Here is a 15,719-nt window from a genome sequence, read left to right as displayed (position 1 = left end):
ATCAACCGCCTCCTACGAAAGTTACAATCTCAATTTGGTCTCCATCAAAAACAGATGTATCTGTATGATCATCTTTTTGTAAAATATCTTTATTACGCTCTACTACAACAATTCTGTTATCTAGCTCTAAATGTGTAAGTAGCTCGGCTACTGTTTTTACACTCTCTGGCACTTCAATTTGATTACCATTAATTTTCAAATTCAAACTTCCATCCCCTTTCTAAACCGTTTTAGAAAGCAATGAATCTAGCAAATGATTCTCTTGCTTTCCTTCTATTAAATCAGCCATATATTGGCCAGAAACAGGACTTAATAAAATACCGTTTCGATAATGGCCCGTGCAAGCATATAAACCTTTTATTTCTTCATGCTCTCCCATATAAGGAGCTTCATGATTCGATTGTGGTCTTAATCCTGCCCACGTGCTTTCCCATTCTGCTTCTTTTAAAGCTGGCAATATTGTATAAGCACGCTCTAATATAGAAGTTATACTTTCTGGCTGCACAGTTTTATTGAACGTATGTGGCTTCATTGTTGCCCCAATTACGTAACGTCCACCGCGCTTTGGAGTAATGTAAAATCTTTCTTGAAAAATAGGTGCTTTTAAAAGTTGTTTTCTACTTCTTACCGCAACCACTTCTCCTTTAACTGGATATGTACCCCAATCGCGGTGAAAATAACTGAGTAACTTCGTGCTCCATGAACCTCCTGCAATAACGACTTTCTCACATGTGACAATACCTTCACTTGTAATAACTCCAGTCACTTTATTATTTTCAATACGGATATCAAATACTTCTGTCTGTTCATATATATCAGCACCGGAAATCGCTGCAGAATGTGCGAATGCTTTCGTAAGCTCTGGTGCAATAACATGACCGTCTTTCGGATAATATACTGCTCCTATAATAGATTCGGATAGATATGGCTCTTTTTCCCGCACATGGTCTCCCGTTAGAAAATAAGAATCTTCACCTATTTTCTGCTGCCAATCCATAATGTGAAGAATTCTTTCCTTCTCATCTTCATTTTGAGCAATACGATAAATTCCTTTTTCTTCATATCCAATATCAATACCCGTCTTTTCACGTAAAACTGCTGCAAGTTGTGGAAATATAGCTCGGCTTTCTCTAGCAAGTTCAAATAGCGGATCATACGCATCCCATTCTGCTTGAACACCAAGTAAACCAGCAGCTGCTTTCGAAGCTTCCGATGCAATTTTTTGCTTCTCTACAATCGCTACTTTATGTCCTCTTTCTGCTAGAAAATGTGCAACTGAACTACCAATTACACCACCACCAATAATCGCTACATCATACTTCTCACACATGTTTTTCCGCCCACTTTCTTATTGATTCCTTATAAGACTTCGCTTTGCTATACGGGTTACTACTACTTAAAATTCCAGACATAACAGCAATTCCACTTACTTCACTTGCCAGAATATCCTTTGTATTCTCAGGAGTAATCCCTCCAATAGCTATAATTGGTATCGATAAGCTCCTTGCAATGTCCGAAATTTCTTCAAGCCCTCTCGCTGGCACACCTTTTTTACACTCTGTTAGGAATACATGACCATAAACGAGCGAATCAGCCCCGTTCTTAAAAGCCTCTATCGCCTCTTCTAAAGAATGTACGGAATAACCGACATGCAAATAAGAAAACTTTTCTTTCACTGACCTTACATCTGTGCTTCGGTACCCTAGCTGTACACGCGGGATATTTAATAAAATAGCAATATCAATTCGATCATTGATAACAAGCTTTGATGCTGGAAAGCCTTTTTTCAAAAGGCTTTCCACCCCTTCATATAATTCCTTCGTACTTTTCTCACGCTCACGAATATGCAAATAATCAATCTCGCTCTCAATTTGCATCGCTACACTCACTAACTCTTCGAATGACATGTGACCATTTGAGATTACATGAAGCTCATTTTTCATATTCATTCGCCTACTTTAAAATATTTTCGAATAGCTCATCGGCCGGAACGATTTCTTTCGTCATTCCTTTATCTTTCAGCCATTTATTTTGTTTTTCCCATGATTCTTTTGAATCTGATAAAAATGGCTCATCTTTCGTTTCCATCTTCTCTAATAAAATTTTCATACTTTCTTTTTCAACTTCTGGCACAAGCGGGAAGTTTTCTTTTTCTTGATGATTTAATAAAATATTTAATGCTTCATCTGGATTTTTCTTCATGAAATCATAGCCTTTTTTCGTACCACGTAAGAAGGCTTGCAACGCTTCTTTATCTTTTTTCAACGTTTTATCACCTGTTACAAATACAAGCTCATGATAATTCGGTACACCATAATCTGCTGGATTAAAGTACGCTGGTTCATGACCTTCATGACGCATAACAGGTACTTCATGGTTAATGTATGCCCCTGTTACCGCATCCACTTTTTTCGTAATTAATGCTGGTACTAAATCAAAGCCAACATCGACTACTTTCACTGTATCTGGATTACCACCAGCTTCTTTTACCATCGTTTTTAAATACATCTCACTTAAAGGTGTTCCAGAATATCCAACTGTTTTCCCCTCTAAATCTTTTGGCGATTGAATGCCTGCTGACTTCAGTGATACAACATGATTTAATGGGGAACGTACGACAGCTCCAATTGATTTCACTGGAATTTGTTCGTTTGCTTTTGCCATAACAACATCTGGTTGATAATATAAGCCAACCGTTACTTTTCCTGCAGCTGCTAAAGTTAATGGATCAGTCGGATTAGAAGGGAATTTAATATTCACCTTTACTCCTTCTTCTTTAAAATAGCCTTTTTCAATTGCTGCATAAATAAAGCTATGTACCGCATTTGGGTACCAATCAAGCATGACCGTTATTTCTTTTTCTTTTTTACTCTTATCTGATGCTGAATTACTAGAACATCCAGCAATCATTGCAACTAATAATGTAAACACAAAGATGCGTTTTAATAATTTCATGAATGCTTCCTCCAACTAATGAATTTCTTTTCTAATATCGAAATAAGGATGACGAAGAAAATAGCTAGTAATGATAACAATACAATGGGTGCAAATACACCTGCTCCGTCTAACTGCGTCATCATTCTTTTACTGAAATATCCTAACCCAGCTTGCGCACCGAGCCATTCGCCAATTGCTGCTCCGATAACACTAAGCGGAACTGCGATTTTTAAAGCTGAGAAAAAATAAGGAAGAGCAGACGGCAATTTTAATTTAAGAAAAACATCTTTTTTCGTTGCCCCGTATGTAACTAAAAGCTCTTCCCATTCTTTTTTCGTACTGCGTAGTCCATCATACGTATTGACCGCAATCGGGAAAAACGTAATTAAAACCGTAACAACGACTTTACTCCAAATCGTATATCCAAACCATAAAACGAAGAGCGGAGCAAGCGCTGTAATAGGAATCGTTTGTGAAGCGACTAATAATGGATAAAATGCTCTCTCCATCCAATTACTCGCGTTCATTAACATCGCTAGCCCTACCCCAAGTACGATAGAAATTGCCACACCTATTAAAACGACATATAATGTTGCCGGCAAATGAACCGTAAATAATATATCTTTTAGTTTCCATATCTTCATTACAATCGCAGACGGTGACGGTAAAATGTACATTTCATCTACGATCCTTGCACCTACTTCCCAAAAGGCAAGTAAAATACTAGAAAGTGTAAGGGCAGGTAATAGCTCCTTCAACCGGTTCATCATACGAGTACCTGCCTTTGTAACATACTAAGAAGCTCATCTTTAAGCGCTAACACTTCAGGTTTATATAAATCTTTTCTTGTTCGATTACAATCAAGCGGTACAACCCTCTCGGTTAAAGTAGTTATCGGTTGCTGCTCTACTACTAAAATTCGATTAGAAAGAAACAACGCTTCTTCCACATCATGAGTGATAAATAAAATTGTTTTTTCCCACTCTTTCCATTGTTCAAACAGCCATTCTTGCAAAGATGCCTTCGTTAAAGCGTCCAACGCGCTAAACGGTTCATCTAACAACAATACCTCCCCACCTGTTAATAAAGTTCGAATAAAAGATACGCGTTGTCTCATACCACCAGATAAATCTTTCGGATATTTTGTCTCATACCCTTGTAAGCCAAATTTATGTAGCAGTTCCTTGGCCTTTATTTGTGCTTCTTTCTTCTGTACACCTTGACACTCTAGCGGCAGAGCAGCATTCTCAATAATCGTTCGCCACGGCAGGAGCATATCTTTTTGGGGCATATACCCTACAGGATGGCTCTTCGTTTCTGTCAGCTCTATCTGCCCAGTACTTACTTCTTCTAAACCTGTAATAAGGCGAAATAGAGTACTTTTCCCGCATCCACTCGGTCCGATAATACTTACAAACTCTTTATCTTGTATAGAAGCATTTAATTCATTGATGATTGGTTTCTCATCATAATGAAAAGAAACATTATGAAACTGTAGTATGTTCTTGCTCCTCAAATCCCCACATCTCCTTACGATAGGACATATCCCAGAATAAATATTCAAATCGACTGGAATATAGGAAAATCTCCTCTAATTGATCTAGCTCTTTTTCAGACTTTCCAACTGCCATTTCATTTAATAAATCGATTAACCAAATACAAAGGTTACCGTATTCTTCAGAACTATATCCTTGAATCCACTCACCAAAGAACTCATGATCTCTTGCTCCAGAAATATCATTTAAACGCTTTCCAATTTCCCAGTAGCTCCACATACATGGAAGAAGTGCTGCTATTAATTCCGCAAGTGTGCCATTTTGAGATACAGACATCATGTAATTTGTATAAGCCAAATTTTTAGCAGATGGCTTTGCAGACTCTATCTCCTCTATAGAAATTCCCAGTCTTTTTGCATATTGTTTATGGATTGTCATTTCTCCATTTAATATGCCATCAATTTGTTCAGCAAATTTCCCCATTACTTGTGGATTTGTTGCTTTTACAACACCAATCGCATATAGCTTTGCATAATCTAACAAATATAAATAATCTTGAATAATGTAATACTGAAACTTATCTTTTTCTAACGTGCCATCCCCCATACCTACTACAAACGGATGATTATGACTCATCTCCCAAACTGGTTGTACAGTTTCTAATAATCTATCGCAAAATTTCATTTCGCTATCCCCTTCCGGTATGTGTATTTAAATAAAAAACCACTTCTAAATAAGAAGTGGTTACAGCAAATAAAATTATAATTTATTCGTTGCTCCACTTCCCTTCGCTAGTATTACCTAGATCAGGTCTGTAAGGGTTAAGGATTATTCCTCTCTCAGCACAACAAGCACCCCTAGTGGTTTCAATATGAAATTTTTAAACAAAAAAGCCCCGTTTCTATACGCAAAGAAACGGGGACTTATTATTAGTGTCCGAATTGCTTCCCTACGCTAGCATAATCTAGATCAGGTAATGAAAAGGATCAAAGGCTTACGGCCTACTCTCAGCTGGCAACACCAGCTCTCCTAGCAAACTATGAAATTATCACTGTCAGTATAACATCGTAATAAGACATCATCAACTGTTTTAATTTTCTCAATTGTCAACAAAATAACAAAACTATATAATACTTATATTCTATCTTAGAAATTATTATCCTAATTAATTGGATAATAAGGAATCATTATCCTCAAAAAATTTATTTTTATATTGATTTCATATTACATTTATGTGAATACACCCACTATATTATATCTTTATACTATAATAAAATTACAACTATACAACTAGAGGAGGTCTCTATTATATGAATATGAAAGCTACTGCTTTAACAGCAACTACTGTAGCGATTGCTTCTTTACTTCCTTCTATGGGTGAAACAAATGTACAAAAAGCAAACGCTGAACAATTATCTAATATTAAAACTGGGTATGTCAAAGTCGATCAAGTAGCATTACATACAGAAGATAGCGTAAAAAGCACATCAATTGATACAATTCGCTTTAATACAAAAGTGAACATCCTTGAAATAACTAATGGTTGGTATAAAGTATCTGTTCATAATAAAGTAGGTTATGTACAAAAAGATGCTATTTTACTAAAAAACAAACTTCGATCTAATGATCAATACATCGTCAATGCTAATGCATTGAACGTTCGCTCCGAACCTAATTTAGAATCTTCCATTTTAGATGTATTACCAAATGGCAAGTTCATTACCGTTCAAGAAGATCAAGGCGAATGGTATAAAATATCACATAATGGCCAAACAGGTTACGTACAAAAAGCATTCATCTCTAATGGTTCACAGCCCTTAGTAAAAGGAATCACCGTTCAAAATAATACAAAATATACTGTTGCAACACCTAATCTGAATGTACGTAGCAACACTAGTACAAGTAGCGCTCTACTCGGTTCATTACAAAAAGGTACACAAGTACAAGTAGTAGAAACTGCAGGAACTTGGTATAAAATTCGTTTTGGCACAGGATACGGATATGTAGCAAAACACTATGTAGTACAAAATCAACCACAAGCCAAAACAGATCAGCCTTCATCTATTCCAGCTGCTTTCAAATTCCCTGCTCAAGGAAGAATTAGCTCAACCTTTGATATACGCTGGGAACAAATGCATTATGGTATAGATATTGCCGCTCCAGGGAACGTCTCTATCCAAGCTGCTGCTGCAGGTAAAGTTGTGAAATCTTATTATTCAGCTAGCTATGGCAATGTTGTTTTCATTGCGCATCAAATCAATGGGAAATTATATACAACTGTTTATGCTCATATGAAGGATCGCACTGTACAAGCTGGTGATCAAGTACAAACTGGACAATTAGTAGGTCATATGGGAAACACAGGTCATTCATACGGGCAACATCTTCATTTTGAATTACATAATGGAGAATGGAATTTTGAAAAAACAAATGCAGTAAATCCACTGCCATATTTAGTTAGGTAAGTTGTATGCCACGCAATATACCTCTTATAATTGAATACGTAGCCTTTTTAGGTTTAATCTGTTGTTTAATCATTTACAATACAAACATTGTATTTTTATCTATTATTATTGCTTTTGTTGCATTAGAAATTATGATGGAATCATTTCAAGTGCAACTAAAACAAAAAATTGCCCATATTTATAACGCTATATTTCTTTTGAGTGCTCTCATAACAAATATAATTAGTAATGGCTTTTATTTATCTACTGTATTTCCAATATTCTTTATGGCTGTTTTATTATTTGTAGCTAGATATATTAATGTCCCTTATAACCAAAAACAAGAACAAGAAGCTTAGAAAGAGGAGACACTGTGTACCAATCTTTCAAAGATACTCCAATAAAATACATATTGAATTTGTATAAGAAAGCCAATACTTTTTTTGGTATACAAGGAAGTTATACTGCACAACTTCTCCTATATGGAATGTTGTTTCTTGTCTTAATCACTTTCTCCTTGTTTTACTAACAAAAAAGGATCTCACATAAACTGGAGATCCTTTTTAATTTATATTAATTTTTCATATCGAAAATATTGTTTATCCACAAGCATATTTTTCATAAATAAAGCTCAGATTATATTTTTTCTCTAAGCTCATTCGTTGTTCGTCATCGCACCAATAGAAAAGAATATCATGAATCGTTGCGTAACGCTTATTTTTAAGAAATAGCCTAAAGAATGATGGTAAACAATCATGTAATTGTATAAATATATAATTGCGTAGTGTTTCTTCTTTATATTCAATGCCCTTACAAATATACAGTAATTCTTCACAATAATATGCATGCTGTGGAACTTGTATCATTTCGAAAAATGGCACATAAGATAGTAGCTTTCCAATAAAATGACCGTATCGATCCATTACTCCTAGCGTCATATGCTCCATCATTTCTTTCATCACATATAAATAATCATCTACATGAGTTGTCTTTAACGGGTCTAAGCGATCGGAAATTTGAGATAATACAGCTCTTTGACATGCTAAAACTGCCTGACTAGGTCCATAATATGATAGGAAATCTGTACACTTACGATATTTACGTAATAAATCATGTGTATATAAATCATATACGAAAGTATTACAATACATTGTAGGGTAAGAACCCAGCGCCTTAAGACCTCTCGGTCTTAGGTTTCCGAGAACTCCCCCCCGAACCGTACGTACCCCTCTCAAGGTATACGGCTCTCCGTCTCTTCAGTCTAGCTTCCCGTTATGCAGGTCACGATGACACTTTCGACAAAGTATCATTGTTTTACGGTTCCTTGCTATCATCTGTCTTTCCCATTTCTTTTTCCCTTTAAGGTTCTTTAACTTTCGAACATGATGAACTTCCATTGAGCCTTCTTCAGCCTTACACCATTCACATTGATTAGCCATCAACCTTTGAATAAGCGATGTTCGGGATTGGTAGGATACTTCCGAAGGAAGTTTTTCTATATCCTTTTTAGTTATAGGAGCTTTATTCCTACGAAATCCCTTATCATAAAGCACTTCCGTTTTCTTGCCGGACTTTATCTTATAACTGACTTGGAATATTCCATTCACCATAAATTTTTGTTTAGCTTTTCCTAAGGTAGTACGGTACTTATTTGCTAAGGTTTTATACATAGAGTACTCCAGGAGATACTTATAACTGTTTAAATGGCACACATTCACTGCCAGTTGATAATATTGATAGGTTCCACGTATTTGAGCGTTATAGTTCCTTAAAATCTCAAGAGGCACTAATTTAATTAACTCTGGACGGTGAATTGGTTTCCATTGACCTGTCTTTTGGTTGATTTTTATTACCCCTTTTTTAAATAGGCGACTATAAACAAGATCAGTAGGCATATATAGTTCACACTTTAGTGAGAATGCTCTTGTTTTTATTCCATCACTTCGTCGTTTGGAATGGAAATCTCGTCCAACTTTAACGTCGTAGCCTAAAAATCTAGCTTTATTTCTTGTGTTTGTTATAAGTGTTTTCTCCTCGGATAACGTTAGCTTAAGTTTAGATTTCAAGAAATTAGCGATGTCTTTCTTTGCTCTATTCGCATCTTCCTTACTCCCAATAACTCCAATTAAAAAATCATCGGCGTATCTCACATATTGAATTCGTTTATAATTCTCATCCATTGGATATCCTTGGGGCGTGTGTTCTCTTTCAGCTAATAACTCACGTATTTTATTAGTCAGCTCTTTTTCTCGTACTTCATCTTTTTCTTTAGCTTCCCTTAGTTTCTTCTTAGCCTTATTTATCTGATGTTGGATTTTAGAGTAGGTTGGATTTGTCCTTCTAATCTTTCCTACATCAAAAGTTGACTTATACTGATTCATAAAATTATCTAATTCATTTAAATAAATATTCGCTAATAAAGGGCTAAGTATACCACCTTGCGGTGTACCACTAAACGTCTTATGGAACTTCCAGTCTTCTAAGTAACCGGCTCTAAGAAACTTCCATATAAGCGCAATAAATTGTTCATCATCTATCCTCTTCCTTAGAGTATGGATAAGGATATGATGATTAATATTGTCAAAAAAACCTTCAATATCGCCCTCAATAAACCATCTACTCCCAGTAAACGTGCTTTTCACCTGAAATAAAGCTGTATGGCAGCTCTTTTCAGGGCGGAAACCATGAGATAACTTACTAAAAGTCGGTTCATAGATAGATTCTAGTAGGTTTTTTATGACTTCTTGGACTAACTTATCTTCTACGGAAGGTATGCCTAACGGACGCTTTTTTCCATTTTTCTTTGGAATATAAACTCTTCTTACTGGTTTTGGCTGATACGAATAATCTCTTAATTTATCAATTAATTCCGAGATTCTTCTTTCAGACATTCCGTCAATGGTTTTTCCATCTGTTCCAGCAGTCATATTTCCTTCGCTAGCGTATATGTTTTGGTAGGCTTCAAGGAAAAATAATGGATTGTACAGATTTCGATATAATTTCTTGTATTTGTACCCTGCTTTCTTACTGTGAGATGCTAGATTTTCTAATACGATTTTTGGGCTTCGCAAGAGCCTCACGCCCCTTCCCAATTTAATATTAGTCGAAAAGACTGTTCTCCTTCGCCTTGTACGAGGCTTTCCCTCGCTCTGACTACTACGAGAACTCCGTTACCATATTGGATTTTCATGAGCCACATACCTTGCTTTTCACACTTGGTATCATCCTCAATAGCCTCCTTACAAGGCGCTCCAAGTTAGGTAATCCCCATTTAGTACATATAGAGACTAGACTAATTATGATGTCGGATGCCACTTTCGTCCGTTACTTGTTATTCAAGTTAGTCAGTCTTTGGTCTGCCATACGTAACACGTATGTTCAATGGAAACTTCGGCAATATTTCCATTCTTAGACTGCGAAGCGTTTCAATGACCCTGCACTTCGGGCGACGATACTCCACTTTGGACTATGGTTCAAGCAGTTTAGCCTTCATCCTTATTCATAACATTTTTACCTTGCCCCTCAGTCGTACCTAGGTCATTTTGGTAACTTAGGGCTTTCCTTGCATGCTCTGGTCCCCTCCGGGTTTCCCCTTCTAGGTAAGCAAGGTGGTAAATGGGTTAAGCACAGACTCCCATCTCTTGTCTAAGGAGATTCTCTACATGCCCGTATGGGCGCACGCTAAACTCATCATATCACTATTTAATTGCTCTTTTGATAATGATTTCGCTCTCTTGCACATATAAAAGAATGTAAACTCCAATACTTCTTTATGAGATAATAAATGTTTACAATCGGTTATACATTTCTCATTAAATTTAACTCTATCCCAAATTTCAATATCCCTATCTGTCAGTTCACCTATACGATATTTAATAATTAAATAGTTTAAAGCAACTGATTGCGTCAAAAGATCCCATGTTTCATATTCCAATGAAGTATGAACAAACTCAGCTAATCCTTGCGCTATCATAAAAGCATTTGCCTCTTCATACCAACCAATCTCTTGGCATAAGCGAAGAATACGCACTAAAGTTGGAATTTCATCTTTATGAAACTGCGGTAAATTCTTTACTTTATTCATGCCATATACGATAAATGCCGCTAAATTTTCTTCTTTATAAAATTCTTTCTCTTTCCATACTAATATAGTTCGTTCTTTCCCCTCACCTTTTGGGTGACAAGGTACAAGCAAAGAAAATAATTCAGCGAAATTATTTGGTTCTATATATGTATCTGTAACCAAATTCCAATTTGGATCGCCCTGTACAGCCTTCATATAATTCCCCTTCCCTTTTCATCTATGTAGGAAATATTAATTTAATATCGAACCATTAAAAATTAATATTGTTATATTCAAAATCTCTCATAATACTTATATCTATCAGTATATCATCTTTTCTCTTATTAAAAATTAAGAATAACAAATTTTAAAAAACTGTCGAAATTATTCACCATATACTTATTATATAATGCATCAGATACATCACGCTAATATATTAGTTTAATCCATATATACTAGAATAATGCATCTGAACTTTATATATAATTTAGCTCTTTATGAGTGACCATTAAAATCTCGGTTAATTAAAGTTTCAATTTATTCTGTATGCTCTGAGATTTCGCTCAAGGCAAATCCAGCTTGATCATCTGCCGATTCCCTTATAGCTAAATCTCCTAGTGCTAACATGCCAATAAGCTGACCACTATCAACTACTGGTAACCGTCTAATTTGATACTGTGCCATTAGCTCTGTAGCCTTTTCAATAGAATCATTTGGAGAAACTGAGATAATATTTGTTGTCATTACATTTGTAATTTTATTAGATCCAGGATGTTTTTCAGCAATCCCTCGAACAACTAAATCTCGATCAGTAACAAGCCCAACAACTTGCTCATTTTCAACAACAGGAATTAATCCAACCGATTCTTCCTTCATTTTTACAGCTGCCTCATATACATTGTCTAGTGGTGTACAATGTACAATATGGGTACTCATTAAGTCTCTAACTTGTGTCATTATTTATTTCCTCCTTTTTATACATACCATAGCTTTTCCAAAATTCCTTTATTTATTTCTGGAAAGTAACATTATAAAAAGGATTAACAAAATAAAAAAGAGCCAGCATAATGCTGACTCTTTTTTGTATGACCCGTACGGGATTCGAACCCGTGTTACCGCCGTGAAAGGGCGGTGTCTTAACCACTTGACCAACGGGCCATGGCTCCGCAGGTAGGACTCGAACCTACGACCGATCGGTTAACAGCCGATAGCTCTACCACTGAGCTACTGCGGAATAATATATGGTGGGCCTAAATGGACTCGAACCATCGACCTCACGCTTATCAGGCGTGCGCTCTAACCAGCTGAGCTATAGGCCCATATACTTACAGGGGCAGTAGGAATCGAACCCACACTGGAGGTTTTGGAGACCTCAGTTCTACCTTTAAACTATGCCCCTAAATGATGCCGGCTAGAGGACTTGAACCCCCAACCTACTGATTACAAGTCAGTTGCTCTACCAATTGAGCTAAGCCGGCATAAAAAAAATGGTGGCTCGGGACGGAATCGAACCGCCGACACGAGGATTTTCAGTCCTCTGCTCTACCGACTGAGCTACCGAGCCAACATAAATGGCGGTCCCGACCGGGGTCGAACCGGCGATCTCCTGCGTGACAGGCAGGCATGTTAACCACTACACCACGGGACCATTTGGTTGCGGGGACAGGATTTGAACCTGCGACCTTCGGGTTATGAGCCCGACGAGCTACCGTACTGCTCCACCCCGCGACAATATTAAATTTAAAAAATGGAGGAGGTAGAGGGATTCGAACCCCCGCGCGACTCTCGCCGCCTGTCGGTTTTCAAGACCGATCCCTTCAGCCGAACTTGGGTATACCTCCATGAAGGAAAAATAAATATTTTATTATTATATGTCTAAACCATTTAAAAGAAAATGGAGGAGGTAGAGGGATTCGAACCCCCGCGCGATTCTCACCGCCTGTCGGTTTTCAAGACCGATCCCTTCAGCCGAACTTGGGTATACCTCCGAGACATATATTAAATAAAGTGGAGCCTAGCGGGATCGAACCGCTGACCTCCTGCGTGCAAGGCAGGCGCTCTCCCAGCTGAGCTAAGGCCCCATGTTTTTTGGAATATCGGGAAGACAGGATTTGAACCTGCGACCCCCTGGTCCCAAACCAGGTGCTCTACCAAGCTGAGCCACTTCCCGTTAATAAAAGCGCGCCCGAGAGGAGTCGAACCCCTAACCTCTTGATCCGTAGTCAAACGCTCTATCCAATTGAGCTACGGGCGCATATGGTGCCGAGGGCGGGGGTCGAACCCGCACGGTGGTCACCCACCGCAGGATTTTAAGTCCTGTGCGTCTGCCTGTTCCGCCACCCCGGCATGTCATATTGAAAATTGGAGCGGAAGACGGGATTCGAACCCGCGACCCCAACCTTGGCAAGGTTGTATTCTACCACTGAACTACTTCCGCAAGACATGTATGAGTTATTTTATTAAAAGTGCGGGTGAAGGGAGTCGAACCCCCACGCCAAAGGCGCTAGATCCTAAGTCTAGTGCGTCTGCCAATTCCGCCACACCCGCATGTTTTATTAAAAATGGTGAGCCATGAAGGATTCGAACCTTCGACCCTCTGATTAAAAGTCAGATGCTCTACCAACTGAGCTAATGGCTCTTAATGGCTGGGCTAGCTGGATTCGAACCAGCGCATGACGGAGTCAAAGTCCGTTGCCTTACCGCTTGGCTATAGCCCAATAATTAAGAATGGTGGAGGGGGGCAGATTCGAACTGCCGAACCCGAAGGAGCGGATTTACAGTCCGCCGCGTTTAGCCACTTCGCTACCCCTCCGACATATATGGTGGAGGATGACGGGATCGAACCGCCGACCCCCTGCTTGTAAGGCAGGTGCTCTCCCAGCTGAGCTAATCCTCCATTTTGCCTGGCAACGTCCTACTCTCACAGGGACAAGGTCCCAACTACCATCGGCGCTAGAGAGCTTAACTTCCGTGTTCGGTATGGGAACGGGTGTGACCTCTCTGCCATCATTACCAGACTGTATTCATTTAAGACAAGAATCATTTTAACTTATTTACTTTTGAAAGTCAACAAGTTTTTATATTCTTTCAAAACTAGATAACATTGCTACATATTATATGGTTAAGTCCTCGATCTATTAGTATTCGTCAGCTCCACATGTCACCATGCTTCCACCTCGAACCTATCAACCTGATCATCTTTCAGGGATCTTACTAGCTTACGCTATGGGAAATCTCATCTTGAGGGGGGCTTCATGCTTAGATGCTTTCAGCACTTATCCCTTCCGCACATAGCTACCCAGCTATGCCCTTGGCAGAACAACTGGTACACCAGCGGTGCGTCCATCCCGGTCCTCTCGTACTAAGGACAGCTCCTCTCAAATTTCCTACGCCCACGACGGATAGGGACCGAACTGTCTCACGACGTTCTGAACCCAGCTCGCGTACCGCTTTAATGGGCGAACAGCCCAACCCTTGGGACCGACTACAGCCCCAGGATGCGATGAGCCGACATCGAGGTGCCAAACCTCCCCGTCGATGTGGACTCTTGGGGGAGATAAGCCTGTTATCCCCGGGGTAGCTTTTATCCGTTGAGCGATGGCCCTTCCATGCGGAACCACCGGATCACTAAGCCCGACTTTCGTCCCTGCTCGACTTGTAGGTCTCGCAGTCAAGCTCCCTTATGCCTTTGCACTCTACGAATGATTTCCAACCATTCTGAGGGAACCTTTGGGCGCCTCCGTTACACTTTAGGAGGCGACCGCCCCAGTCAAACTGCCCACCTGACACTGTCTCCCGGGTCGATAAGACCCGTAGGTTAGAATTTCAATACAGTCAGGGCGGTATCCCACCAGCGCCTCCACCGAAGCTAGCGCTCCGGTTTCAATGGCTCCCGCCTATCCTGTACAAACTGTACCAAAATTCAATATCAGGCTACAGTAAAGCTCCACGGGGTCTTTCCGTCCTGTCGCGGGTAACCTGCATCTTCACAGGTACTATAATTTCACCGAGTCTCTGGTTGAGACAGTGCCCAAATCGTTACACCTTTCGTGCGGGTCGGAACTTACCCGACAAGGAATTTCGCTACCTTAGGACCGTTATAGTTACGGCCGCCGTTTACTGGGGCTTCAGTTCAGAGCTTCGCTTACGCTAACCCCTCTCCTTAACCTTCCAGCACCGGGCAGGTGTCACCCCCTATACTTCGCCTTACGGCTTCGCAGAGAGCTGTGTTTTTGCTAAACAGTCGCTTGGGCCTATTCACTGCGGCTTTCCGTTAAGAAAGCACCCCTTCTCCCGAAGTTACGGGGTCATTTTGCCGAGTTCCTTAACCAGAGTTCTCTCGCACACCTTAGGATTCTCTCCTCGCCTACCTGTGTCGGTTTGCGGTACAGGCACCTTTTATCTCGCTAGAAGCTTTTCTTGGCAGCGGGGAATCAAAGACTTCGCTCCATAAGGAGCTTCCCCATCACAGCTCAGCCTTTATGATAAGCGGATTTGCCTACTTATCAGCCTAACTGCTTGGACGTGCACAACCAATCGCACGCTTCTTCTATCCTTCTGCGTCCCTCCATTGCTCAAACGATAAAGAGGTGGTACAGGAATATCAACCTGTTGTCCATCGCCTACGCCTGTCGGCCTCGGCTTAGGTCCTGACTAACCCTGAGCGGACGAGCCTTCCTCAGGAAACCTTAGGCATTCGGTGGACGGGATTCTCACCCGTCTTTCGCTACTCATACCGGCATTCTCACTTCTAAGCGCTCCACCAGTCCTTCCGGTCTG

At 39.5% G+C, this 15,719-nt stretch carries 11 protein-coding genes, 20 tRNA genes, 2 rRNA genes, 2 pseudogenes and 2 riboswitches (1 of these 37 running past the window's edge); of the genes and pseudogenes, 2 read left to right on the top strand and 33 right to left on the bottom strand.

Annotation, left to right across the window (positions count from 1 at the left end):
- Position 1: 1 nt before the first annotated feature.
- The 7 genes from thiS to tenA are packed head-to-tail and all read right to left on the bottom strand — an operon-like array spanning position 2 to position 5,117.
- On the bottom strand, positions 2-205 hold the full coding sequence (gene thiS, locus BCG9842_RS03675) for a sulfur carrier protein ThiS (protein WP_001049505.1): 204 nt from the start codon (positions 203-205) through the stop codon (positions 2-4).
- Between the two features lie 15 nt (positions 206-220).
- Complete coding sequence (thiO, locus tag BCG9842_RS03670) at positions 221-1,330, bottom strand: glycine oxidase ThiO (protein ID WP_000333297.1); 1,110 nt, start codon at positions 1,328-1,330, stop codon at positions 221-223.
- A complete protein-coding gene (gene tenI / locus BCG9842_RS03665) occupies positions 1,323-1,943 on the bottom strand; it encodes a thiazole tautomerase TenI (RefSeq protein WP_000787187.1) in 621 nt (206 codons plus the stop codon). Before tenI ends, thiO begins: the two co-directional genes overlap by 8 nt.
- A gap of 10 nt (positions 1,944-1,953) precedes the next feature.
- Positions 1,954-2,955, bottom strand: coding sequence for an ABC transporter substrate-binding protein (locus BCG9842_RS03660; RefSeq protein WP_000771335.1), 1,002 nt, complete (start codon positions 2,953-2,955; stop codon positions 1,954-1,956).
- Positions 2,952-3,704: an ABC transporter permease gene (locus tag BCG9842_RS03655; protein ID WP_002162925.1), complete on the bottom strand. Its 753-nt coding sequence runs from the start codon at positions 3,702-3,704 to the stop codon at positions 2,952-2,954. Before BCG9842_RS03655 ends, BCG9842_RS03660 begins: the two co-directional genes overlap by 4 nt.
- Entirely contained in the window at positions 3,704-4,453 is a 750-nt protein-coding gene (locus BCG9842_RS03650) for an ABC transporter ATP-binding protein (protein WP_001256821.1), read from the bottom strand. Before BCG9842_RS03650 ends, BCG9842_RS03655 begins: the two co-directional genes overlap by 1 nt.
- Complete coding sequence (gene tenA / locus BCG9842_RS03645) at positions 4,422-5,117, bottom strand: thiaminase II (RefSeq protein ID WP_000666835.1); 696 nt, start codon at positions 5,115-5,117, stop codon at positions 4,422-4,424. The genes BCG9842_RS03650 and tenA overlap by 32 nt, the downstream gene beginning before the upstream one ends.
- Positions 5,118-5,199: 82 nt before the next feature.
- Positions 5,200-5,302, bottom strand: a riboswitch (TPP riboswitch).
- A 60-nt stretch (positions 5,303-5,362) separates the two neighbouring features.
- Positions 5,363-5,474: riboswitch (TPP riboswitch) on the bottom strand.
- Positions 5,475-5,743: 269 nt separating this feature from the next.
- On the opposite strand from tenA, the gene BCG9842_RS03640 reads away from it, so the two are divergent.
- Complete coding sequence (locus tag BCG9842_RS03640) at positions 5,744-6,898, top strand: SH3 domain-containing protein (protein ID WP_001056038.1); 1,155 nt, start codon at positions 5,744-5,746, stop codon at positions 6,896-6,898.
- Between the two features lie 5 nt (positions 6,899-6,903).
- Positions 6,904-7,236 carry a hypothetical protein gene (locus BCG9842_RS03635; RefSeq protein ID WP_001137820.1) on the top strand — a complete coding sequence of 111 codons (333 nt, stop codon included), beginning with the start codon at positions 6,904-6,906 and terminating at the stop codon, positions 7,234-7,236.
- 240 nt (positions 7,237-7,476) lie between these two features.
- Here the strand turns inward: BCG9842_RS03635 and BCG9842_RS03630 are convergent.
- The 26 genes and pseudogenes from BCG9842_RS03630 to BCG9842_RS03505 form a co-directional block, all read right to left on the bottom strand.
- A pseudogene (locus BCG9842_RS03630) lies at positions 7,477-8,028 on the bottom strand (DUF3965 domain-containing protein); the annotation flags it as partial.
- Positions 8,029-8,133: 105 nt separating this feature from the next.
- On the bottom strand, positions 8,134-9,948 hold the full coding sequence (gene ltrA / locus BCG9842_RS03625) for a group II intron reverse transcriptase/maturase (RefSeq protein WP_001257375.1): 1,815 nt from the start codon (positions 9,946-9,948) through the stop codon (positions 8,134-8,136).
- A gap of 608 nt (positions 9,949-10,556) precedes the next feature.
- A pseudogene (locus BCG9842_RS03620) lies at positions 10,557-11,156 on the bottom strand (DUF3965 domain-containing protein); the annotation flags it as partial.
- A 321-nt stretch (positions 11,157-11,477) separates the two neighbouring features.
- On the bottom strand, positions 11,478-11,897 hold the full coding sequence (locus BCG9842_RS03615; RefSeq protein ID WP_000195542.1) for a CBS domain-containing protein: 420 nt from the start codon (positions 11,895-11,897) through the stop codon (positions 11,478-11,480).
- Positions 11,898-12,026: 129 nt separating this feature from the next.
- Positions 12,027-12,098, bottom strand: a tRNA-Glu gene (locus BCG9842_RS03610).
- Position 12,099: 1 nt separating this feature from the next.
- Positions 12,100-12,174 (bottom strand) — tRNA-Asn (locus BCG9842_RS03605).
- 8 nt (positions 12,175-12,182) lie between these two features.
- Positions 12,183-12,259 (bottom strand) — tRNA-Ile (locus tag BCG9842_RS03600).
- A 9-nt stretch (positions 12,260-12,268) separates the two neighbouring features.
- Positions 12,269-12,339 (bottom strand) — tRNA-Trp (locus tag BCG9842_RS03595).
- 6 nt (positions 12,340-12,345) lie between these two features.
- Positions 12,346-12,418: transfer RNA gene (locus BCG9842_RS03590), tRNA-Thr, on the bottom strand.
- Positions 12,419-12,428: 10 nt separating this feature from the next.
- Positions 12,429-12,504, bottom strand: a tRNA-Phe gene (locus BCG9842_RS03585).
- A gap of 8 nt (positions 12,505-12,512) precedes the next feature.
- Positions 12,513-12,588 (bottom strand) — tRNA-Asp (locus BCG9842_RS03580).
- Positions 12,589-12,591: 3 nt separating this feature from the next.
- Positions 12,592-12,668, bottom strand: a tRNA-Met gene (locus BCG9842_RS03575).
- A gap of 20 nt (positions 12,669-12,688) precedes the next feature.
- Positions 12,689-12,781, bottom strand: a tRNA-Ser gene (locus tag BCG9842_RS03570).
- Between the two features lie 54 nt (positions 12,782-12,835).
- A tRNA-Ser gene (locus tag BCG9842_RS03565) sits at positions 12,836-12,928 on the bottom strand.
- A 20-nt stretch (positions 12,929-12,948) separates the two neighbouring features.
- Positions 12,949-13,021 (bottom strand) — tRNA-Ala (locus BCG9842_RS03560).
- Between the two features lie 15 nt (positions 13,022-13,036).
- Positions 13,037-13,110, bottom strand: a tRNA-Pro gene (locus tag BCG9842_RS03555).
- A gap of 10 nt (positions 13,111-13,120) precedes the next feature.
- Positions 13,121-13,194, bottom strand: a tRNA-Arg gene (locus BCG9842_RS03550).
- 3 nt (positions 13,195-13,197) lie between these two features.
- A tRNA-Leu gene (locus tag BCG9842_RS03545) sits at positions 13,198-13,286 on the bottom strand.
- 16 nt (positions 13,287-13,302) lie between these two features.
- Positions 13,303-13,377: transfer RNA gene (locus BCG9842_RS03540), tRNA-Gly, on the bottom strand.
- A 29-nt stretch (positions 13,378-13,406) separates the two neighbouring features.
- Positions 13,407-13,487, bottom strand: a tRNA-Leu gene (locus tag BCG9842_RS03535).
- A gap of 15 nt (positions 13,488-13,502) precedes the next feature.
- Positions 13,503-13,578, bottom strand: a tRNA-Lys gene (locus BCG9842_RS03530).
- Between the two features lie 4 nt (positions 13,579-13,582).
- Positions 13,583-13,657, bottom strand: a tRNA-Gln gene (locus BCG9842_RS03525).
- Positions 13,658-13,668: 11 nt separating this feature from the next.
- Positions 13,669-13,752: transfer RNA gene (locus BCG9842_RS03520), tRNA-Tyr, on the bottom strand.
- Positions 13,753-13,760: 8 nt separating this feature from the next.
- Positions 13,761-13,836, bottom strand: a tRNA-Val gene (locus BCG9842_RS03515).
- 5 nt (positions 13,837-13,841) lie between these two features.
- A 5S ribosomal RNA gene (rrf, locus tag BCG9842_RS03510) occupies positions 13,842-13,957 on the bottom strand.
- Between the two features lie 100 nt (positions 13,958-14,057).
- A 23S ribosomal RNA gene (locus tag BCG9842_RS03505) occupies positions 14,058-15,719 on the bottom strand; it runs 1,260 nt beyond the window's last position.

It is taken from the genome of Bacillus cereus G9842 (assembly GCF_000021305.1).
Lineage (GTDB): Bacteria > Bacillota > Bacilli > Bacillales > Bacillaceae_G > Bacillus_A > Bacillus_A thuringiensis_S.
This window is presented reverse-complemented; position numbering and strand designations above follow the sequence as displayed.

Bases quoted from the DNA above. Each gene is read 5' to 3' on its own strand.
- thiO (WP_000333297.1), bottom strand. From the start codon at position 1,330: ATGTGTGAGAAGTATGATGTAGCGATTATTGGTGGTGGTGTAATTGGT.
- tenI (WP_000787187.1), bottom strand. From the start codon at position 1,943: ATGAAAAATGAGCTTCATGTAATCTCAAATGGTCACATGTCATTCGAA.
- BCG9842_RS03660 (WP_000771335.1), bottom strand. From the start codon at position 2,955: ATGAAATTATTAAAACGCATCTTTGTGTTTACATTATTAGTTGCAATG.
- BCG9842_RS03655 (WP_002162925.1), bottom strand. From the start codon at position 3,704: ATGAACCGGTTGAAGGAGCTATTACCTGCCCTTACACTTTCTAGTATT.
- tenA (WP_000666835.1), bottom strand. From the start codon at position 5,117: ATGAAATTTTGCGATAGATTATTAGAAACTGTACAACCAGTTTGGGAG.
- BCG9842_RS03640 (WP_001056038.1), top strand. From the start codon at position 5,744: ATGAATATGAAAGCTACTGCTTTAACAGCAACTACTGTAGCGATTGCT.
- BCG9842_RS03635 (WP_001137820.1), top strand. From the start codon at position 6,904: ATGCCACGCAATATACCTCTTATAATTGAATACGTAGCCTTTTTAGGT.
- BCG9842_RS03615 (WP_000195542.1), bottom strand. From the start codon at position 11,897: ATGACACAAGTTAGAGACTTAATGAGTACCCATATTGTACATTGTACA.